General features: G+C 62.1%; 4 protein-coding genes and 1 pseudogene. All 5 read left to right on the top strand.

The features are described 5' to 3' along the window. A partial coding sequence (locus tag EOD15_RS36350; protein WP_127409187.1) for a hypothetical protein occupies positions 1-190 on the top strand: 190 nt, incomplete at its 5' end. A gap of 15 nt (positions 191-205) precedes the next feature. Next, a complete protein-coding gene (locus tag EOD15_RS31910) occupies positions 206-295 on the top strand; it encodes a K(+)-transporting ATPase subunit F (protein WP_032808122.1) in 90 nt (29 codons plus the stop codon). Positions 296-315: 20 nt separating this feature from the next. Beyond that, complete coding sequence (kdpA, locus tag EOD15_RS31905; RefSeq protein WP_127321035.1) at positions 316-2,019, top strand: potassium-transporting ATPase subunit KdpA; 1,704 nt, start codon at positions 316-318, stop codon at positions 2,017-2,019. A gap of 7 nt (positions 2,020-2,026) precedes the next feature. Beyond that, on the top strand, positions 2,027-2,242 hold the full coding sequence (locus EOD15_RS31900; RefSeq protein WP_127270652.1) for a hypothetical protein: 216 nt from the start codon (positions 2,027-2,029) through the stop codon (positions 2,240-2,242). After that, positions 2,239-2,928 (top strand): annotated as a pseudogene (locus EOD15_RS31895) (potassium-transporting ATPase subunit B); the annotation flags it as partial. The gene EOD15_RS31900 and the pseudogene EOD15_RS31895, both read left to right, overlap by 4 nt.

Genomic DNA, 2,928 nt, shown 5'->3' with positions numbered 1-2,928 from the left:
AGAAAATACAACCGGTTCCGTCGCCAAAGATGCGACGGGACACTTTCGAGATATTGCGAACTCTCCTGTCAAATCCGCAAAGTACAAAAGAACAAAAGGAATAAACACAATGGATATGGCCGTTATCGGAATCGGAATTTTGTTCTTTGCCCTTTGTTTCGCCTACATAAAATCTTGTGACGCGCTCTAGAGCGAGGCTGAAAAAATGATCGTCGACTATATTCTCGGTGGCGGCGTTACGCTGTTCCTGCTCGCCTACCTGACATACGCCCTCGTTCGTCCAGAACGCTTCTGAAGGCACGGAAAGCCACACCCATGACACTGAACGGTTGGATACAGATCCTGGTCTATTGCGGGATCGTCGTTTTGCTGGTGAAGCCGCTCGGCGGCTACATGCACCGCGTCTTCAACGGCGACCGCACGCTGCTTTCGCCGGTCCTTCGCCCGCTTGAGCGTGGGCTTTATCGTATTTGCGGAACCAGCGAACGCGAGGAACAGCACTGGACCACCTACGCGGTCGCCCTGCTGCTCTTCAATCTCGCCGGCTTCCTGGTGCTTTATGCGCTGCAGCGTCTGCAGGGCAGCCTGCCTTACAACCCTGCCGGCATGACAGCGGTTGAACCAGGGTTGGCCTTCAACACCGCCGCCAGCTTCATGACCAACACCAACTGGCAGAACTATGGTGGCGAGAGCACGATGTCCTATCTCGTGCAGATGGCCGGGCTGACGGTGCAGAACTTCGTTTCGGCGGCCACCGGCATTGCCATCGCCATTGCGCTGATCCGCGGCTTTGCCCGGGCGTCCGGCAAGTCGATCGGCAATTTCTGGGTCGATATGACCCGCTCCACACTCTATCTGCTGCTGCCGTTCTGCATCGTGCTGACGCTGGTCTATGTCTGGCTAGGCATGCCGCAGACGCTCGGCGCCTACGTTAACGCCACGACGCTGGAAGGCGCGCAACAGACCATCGCCGTCGGCCCGGTCGCTTCGCAGGTGGCCATCAAGATGCTCGGCACCAATGGCGGCGGCTTCTTCAACGCCAATGCCGCGCACCCGTTCGAGAACCCCGACGCGATCTCCAACCTGATCCAGATGGTGTCGATCTTCGCCATCGGCGCCGCCTTGACCAATGTCTTCGGCCGCATGATCGGCAACCAGCGCCAGGGCTGGGCGATCCTCTCGGCCATGGGCGTCATGTTCATCGCCGGTGTCGCCATCTGCTACTGGGCGGAAGCCGCCGGCAACCCGCTGGTGCATGCGCTGGGCATCGACGGCGGTAACATGGAGGGCAAGGAGAGCCGCTTCGGCATCGCCCTGTCGGCGCTGTTTGCCGTCATCACCACGGCCGCTTCTTGCGGCGCCGTCAACGCCATGCACGGCTCCTTCACCGCGCTCGGCGGCATGATCCCGATCATCAACATGCAGCTTGGCGAAGTTATCGTCGGCGGTGTCGGCGCCGGTCTCTACGGCATCCTGATGTACATCGTCGTCGCCGTCTTCGTCGCCGGCCTGATGGTCGGCCGCACGCCCGAATATCTGGGCAAGAAGATCGAGGCCAAGGAGGTCAAGATGGCTATGCTGGCCATACTGTGCCTGCCGCTGGCGATGCTGATCTTCACGGCCATCGCCGTCGTGCTGCCGACCGGCGTGGCGTCGATGGGCAATGCCGGCCCGCACGGCTTCTCCGAGGTTCTGTATGCCTACACTTCGGCGGCGGCCAACAACGGTTCGGCCTTTGGCGGCCTCAGCGGCAACACGCCCTGGTACAACATCACGATCGGCATCGGCATGCTGATGGGCCGCTTCCTGGTCATCATCCCGGCGCTGGCCATTGCCGGCTCGCTGGTGGGGAAGAAAACGGTTCCGGCTTCCGCCGGCACCTTCCCGACCGATGGCCCTCTGTTCGTCGGGCTGCTGGTCGGCGTCATCCTGATCGTCGGTGGCCTCACCTTCTTCCCGGCGCTCGCCGTCGGGCCGATCATCGAGCACCTGGCGATGGCTCACGGGCAGACCTTCTGAGACCGTCATGTCCTGGTTCAATGCCATGCGCCGCAAGGTCGGCCACAGGGACGATCACCGAAAGGAGGAGAGACCTCCTCCTTTCCCGACCCTGTCGACGTTTCTCGGCCTTGCGGCAGTCATGCTCGTCCTCTGGCTGCTGGCCTACGGGCCGCCGCATTTCCTTTCGGCATCCAATCATCGGGTGCCGTCCAACAACACCGAAGCCGGAGCTTCAAAATGAGCAACTCGAAATCAGCAAGCATCATGGATGCACGCATCCTGGTTCCCGCCATTGGCGGCGCCTTCCGCAAGCTCGATCCGCGCACGCTGGCCAGGAACCCGGTGATGTTCGTCGTTGCCGTCGTCTCGGCGCTCACCACGGTGCTGTTCGTGAAGGACCTGGTCACCGGAGGCGGCAATCTCGGCTTTACGCTGCAGATCATCATCTGGCTTTGGTTCACCGTGCTGTTCGCCAACTTCGCCGAAGCGGTCGCAGAAGGCCGCGGAAAGGCGCAGGCGGATTCGCTGCGCAAGGCACGCACCGAGACCCAGGCCAAGCTTTTGACCGGTGAGGACCGCACCAAATACAAACTCGTGCCCGGCACCAGCCTCAAGGTCGGCGATGCCGTCCTGGTCGAGGCCGGCGACATCATCCCGTCGGACGGCGAAGTGGTCGAGGGCGTCGCGTCGGTCAACGAGGCGGCGATAACAGGCGAATCGGCGCCGGTCATCCGCGAATCCGGTGGCGACCGTTCGGCGGTCACCGGTGGCACCCAGGTGCTGTCAGACTGGGTCCGCGTCCGCATCACCGCCGCCTCCGGCCATACCTTCCTCGACCGCATGATCTCGCTGGTCGAAGGTGCCGAGCGCCAGAAGACGCCGAACGAGATCGCGCTCAACATCCTGCTCGTCGGCATGACGCTGATC

This window comes from Mesorhizobium sp. M7A.T.Ca.US.000.02.2.1, assembly GCF_003996995.1.
In the GTDB taxonomy this organism is placed as follows: Bacteria; Pseudomonadota; Alphaproteobacteria; order Rhizobiales; family Rhizobiaceae; genus Mesorhizobium.
The sequence above is the reverse complement of the archived record's forward strand: the minus strand, read 5'-3'. Positions and strand labels throughout refer to the sequence as shown.

Bases quoted from the DNA above. Each gene is read 5' to 3' on its own strand.
- EOD15_RS31910 (WP_032808122.1), top strand. From the start codon at position 206: ATGATCGTCGACTATATTCTCGGTGGCGGCGTTACGCTGTTCCTGCTC.
- kdpA (WP_127321035.1), top strand. From the start codon at position 316: ATGACACTGAACGGTTGGATACAGATCCTGGTCTATTGCGGGATCGTC.
- EOD15_RS31900 (WP_127270652.1), top strand. From the start codon at position 2,027: ATGTCCTGGTTCAATGCCATGCGCCGCAAGGTCGGCCACAGGGACGAT.